The sequence below is a fragment of the Oribacterium sp. genome (assembly GCF_057249185.1).
Window position 1 is genome coordinate 1 of record NZ_DBHIGR010000185.1, and the last position, 4,073, is coordinate 4,073.

Consider the following 4,073-nt stretch of genomic DNA (forward strand, 5'->3'; position numbering starts at 1 on the left):
TAAATAAGATATTAGTAGATTTTTCATAAAATTACCAGAGAGCCTTACTAATATTTTTTAGAAAAATGTCGAAAGAATACCTAATTCAACTGTTTGTGATAAAGGTGGATTAGGGTATAGGAGAGGGAGAGCTTATGTCACTAATGCAAATGATTTTTAAAAAGCCTGAGGAAGTTTTCGGGGAAGACGGGGAAGAGCCCGTTGAGAAACAACCTTTGGACTTGTTGTCTGTAAAGGGCGACAGAATAAGCACAGTGTTAGAAACAGAGAACATTGAGCTCCTCCTGGAAAAAGAACAGGGACGAATCCGCCTTGTACAGAAAAATTCCGGAGGAGAAGAGTTAAAGACTCTGATGGAATGCCCCTATGCGGAAAATGCGGATGCCCGAAAAGAATTGACGGATATGATGACCGCCGTAAAGAAGGATATTGAGTCAGCTATTGAAGTGGGAAGAACCTCCCTTCGCATTCCGGAAAGTAAATATGAACTCTTCATGTATATGCGAAGACGCCCATCTATCCCTATGGATATGGATAAGCTAAACCGAGAGCTTTCTTCCGGTGAGGCAAGGGAAAATGTGGCTTTATTCCGTTCTTTCTTGGAGAAGAATCCCAGAATCAATGTTTATGTGGGAATTTATACCCTTGGACAGGATACGGCTTACAGAATCTTGAAGCAGGAATGGCGTATGCTTTCCAATGTTCGTTTTATTGTCTTGGAAAATTATGAAAAGAAACCGATTTCCTGGTCTGATCCGCGGATACAGGAAAGCCTGAAGGATTCTCCCAATGTGGCTTCCATCGGTATCGGTATTAAGGGAGATCGTCCCCGTTATGCCATTGAGCTCCGCACAGAAGATTTGGCTTCCTCTGTTAAGAAAGCGGCACTGCTGAGTCACCACCTTTTCAATATTCGAGAGGAAATGATTGACGCCCAGACCCAGGGCTTTGCCAAGGCTATGTGGGAGCTTGGGGCAAGGCGGGGAAAGAGTGAGGAATTTATCCGGAAAACTGTGGAGGATCTGGCTTTAGAGGATGCCTGCTACAGAATTTCCGAAACTGCCGCAAAGGAAATCGTAAAGAAGGTTCAGGAGAGAGGCTTTAATGAAGGAGAGGACATTGGTCTTTTCCGTGTTCCTGTTTTAGACAGACGACTCCTTTTAAATCTTTTGAAGAAGGCAGAAAACGGCTTCCTGGTAGTGGATGATGCAGGACAGTTCCAGTACTATAGAGACATGACCGGAAAACTGGTGATGCAGTACGGCTGGGAGAAGGATGAATGCTGGTATATTGCGCCAAAGGGAAAGGAAGAAAAGGAAATTCGTGCCGAGGCTGCAAAGGTTCTTTTGGAAGGAAAATATCTGCAGGCTCTTGGGAAAATTTTGATGGAGAACCGGAATCTCTCCGTTAGTGACGCCTACAGCAATCTGAAAAACTTCATTATTTCCTATGAGAAGCTGGGTATGGGAGAGGGAGAGCAAATCGAAACCCTTGGTCTTGCCAGAGACTTCTTCCCCAAGGAAAATATCGAAGAAATCCAAACCGTTATTGGAGAGGTGCTTTCTGAAGGCTCCCTTTATGACAATTTCGGATTTTAAAAATTATTGTAATGTTTAATGCATTCTATACCATGTAGGTTTGGATAGGGGCACGCTCTCGCTAGCTTCGCCACTTAACAGTACTAACTTCAAGCTTCGCTTTGCTCGCTTTCAGTAAGTACTGATGGGCTCAGACTACCCCTTTTCCAAACCTACATGGTATAGAATTAGTAAGCTTAAATCCATAATTTTTGAAAATGGCTAAATTTATATAAAATAAGAGTTTCGCTATATTTGAAGTGCTATAGAAATTGATATATTCTCTTCATGTTGCATGTCCGGTAAAGAGGGGATACATCAATTTCTATGGCATTTTTTTATTATAAAATCTTCTTTTGCATATTTAAATAAATTAAAACATATGCTAAACTTAAACTATATGGATGTACCTATCGAATTTATGTAAATACTATTAATTTCACGCCTATGGATATTTTTTATATTTGCTTAGCTTACGGACTGTTTGTTTTTTCTATATTCTTCAAAATATTTACAAAGACAAGTTTGTCCGCCCCCGGAGAATATGATTTTGTGATGAAACATAAGCTATTAACCGTATTGTTGGTTATTTTAGGCTTATTCATTTTGCTTTTTCTGTACGATGTGTTTTCTTATTTCAATATCCCCATAATAAGCTGAATTTCATTGGTAGATAAAGAAACAGGCTCCCTCGAATAAAGCAACAGGAATACTTGCATGAAGTAATGATTTTTTGTAAAGTATTCCTGTTTTGTTTTATAAAGAAGGGAAAGAAAAGAATGAAGGAAAAAAGTAATCGTATTGTTTCGCTGACTTCCATCTGTATTGTGCTTTTATTTTTGGTGGCAGCGGCTTTTTTGACCGATAAGGAGTCGGTGCAGAATTCCCCCTGGTCTTTGGTGCCACCGGTGATTGCCATTGCCTTGGCTTTAATTACCAAGGAGGTTTACAGTTCCCTGTTCTTAGGAATTTTATCCGGTGCTCTTTTATATTCCGGCTATAACTTGGAGGGGACTCTGAATCATGTATTTGTGGACGGCATTATCCATGTGCTTTCCGATGCCTGGAATGTGGGAATCCTTTGCTTTTTAGTGATTTTAGGCATGATGGTACAGCTGATGAATAAAACCGGAGGCTCCAAAGCCTTTGGAGATTGGACGAAGAAGCATATCCGAAGCAGAAAGGGCTCTATGCTGGCTACCATTGCCTTAGGTTGCCTGATTTTTATTGACGATTACTTTAATTGCTTGACCGTGGGCTCTGTGATGCGTCCGGTAACGGATCAGCACAAAATCAGTAGGGCAAAGCTGGCATATCTCATTGATACTACGGCGGCGCCGGTATGTATTATTGCGCCAATTTCCTCCTGGGCGGCAGCGGTTTCCGGCTTCGTAGAAGGGGAAAATGGAATGAAGCTCTTTGTGAAGACCATTCCTTATAATTTCTACGCCCTTCTTTCTCTTTGTATGCTGATTTTTTTGGTTTTGCTTAATGTGGATTTTGGTCCGATGAAGCTTCATGAGGAAAATGCGGTAGAGAGGAATGACCTGTTTACTACAGCAGAGCGTCCCTATGGGGAAGCCACCGAGGAAGAGGGAAGAAAAGGACATATCCTGGATATGCTGGTGCCGATTTTCTCGTTGATTGTTTTCTGTGTTGTGGGAATGATTTATTCCGGAGGATTTTTCACCGGTGCGGACTTTGTGACGGCATTTTCCAAATCAGATGCTTCTACAGGATTGGTGCTTGGGTCTTTTGGCGCCTTGGTAGTGACCTTGTTTTACTACTTTGGCAGAAACGCCCTTTCCTTTAATGAAGGAATGGACTGCCTGCCGGAGGGCTTTAAGCAGATGGTGCCGGCCATCTTGATTTTAACCTTTGCATGGTCTTTGAAGGCTATGACGGATAGCTTGGGAGCGAAGGAATTTGTGGCAGTGATGGTAAAGAGCAGTGCAGGCTCCGCCTTATCTTTCCTGCCGGTATTTATTTTCCTGATTGCCATTGGCCTTGCTTTTGCTACAGGAACCTCTTGGGGAACCTTTGGAATTTTGATTCCTATTGTGGTGGCCATTTTCCAGGATGTGGATACCAACATGATGATTCTTTCCATGTCCGCCTGCATGGCGGGAGCGGTTTGTGGAGACCATTGTTCTCCCATATCCGATACCACCATTATGAGCTCTGCCGGAGCCCAAAGCGTTCATATCAACCACGTGCAAACCCAGTTACCCTACGCCCTTTTGGTGGCCGGGGTATCCTCGATTAGTTATATTTTGGCAGGATTTTTAAAGACACCATGGCTTCCCTTGGGGATTGGTGTGGTGTTACTATTTGGTATTTTGCTATGGATTAAGACAAGTCAGAACAGAAGCAGAGTTAAAGCCTAAGAGGCAAAACAAAGCATGAGAAAAGACTTTCCTTTTCGAAGAATTAGGGAAGGAAAGAGATAAAATGGCAAATATAGGGATCTGTGTTTTGCACATCTCCCTTATAGAT

General features: G+C 42.2%; 2 protein-coding genes. Both read left to right on the forward strand.

Translation table 11 applies throughout. The features are described from left to right. The first annotated feature begins 134 nt into the window (after positions 1–134). A complete protein-coding gene (locus ACO4PX_RS09035; protein ID WP_485572339.1) occupies positions 135–1,598 on the forward strand; it encodes a hypothetical protein in 1,464 nt (487 codons plus the stop codon). A gap of 758 nt (positions 1,599–2,356) precedes the next feature. Then, the gene (locus ACO4PX_RS09040; protein WP_485527151.1) at positions 2,357–3,964 is read left to right on the forward strand and encodes a Na+/H+ antiporter NhaC family protein; all 1,608 of its coding nucleotides are present in this window, start codon (positions 2,357–2,359) and stop codon (positions 3,962–3,964) included. Positions 3,965–4,073 lie beyond the last annotated feature (109 nt).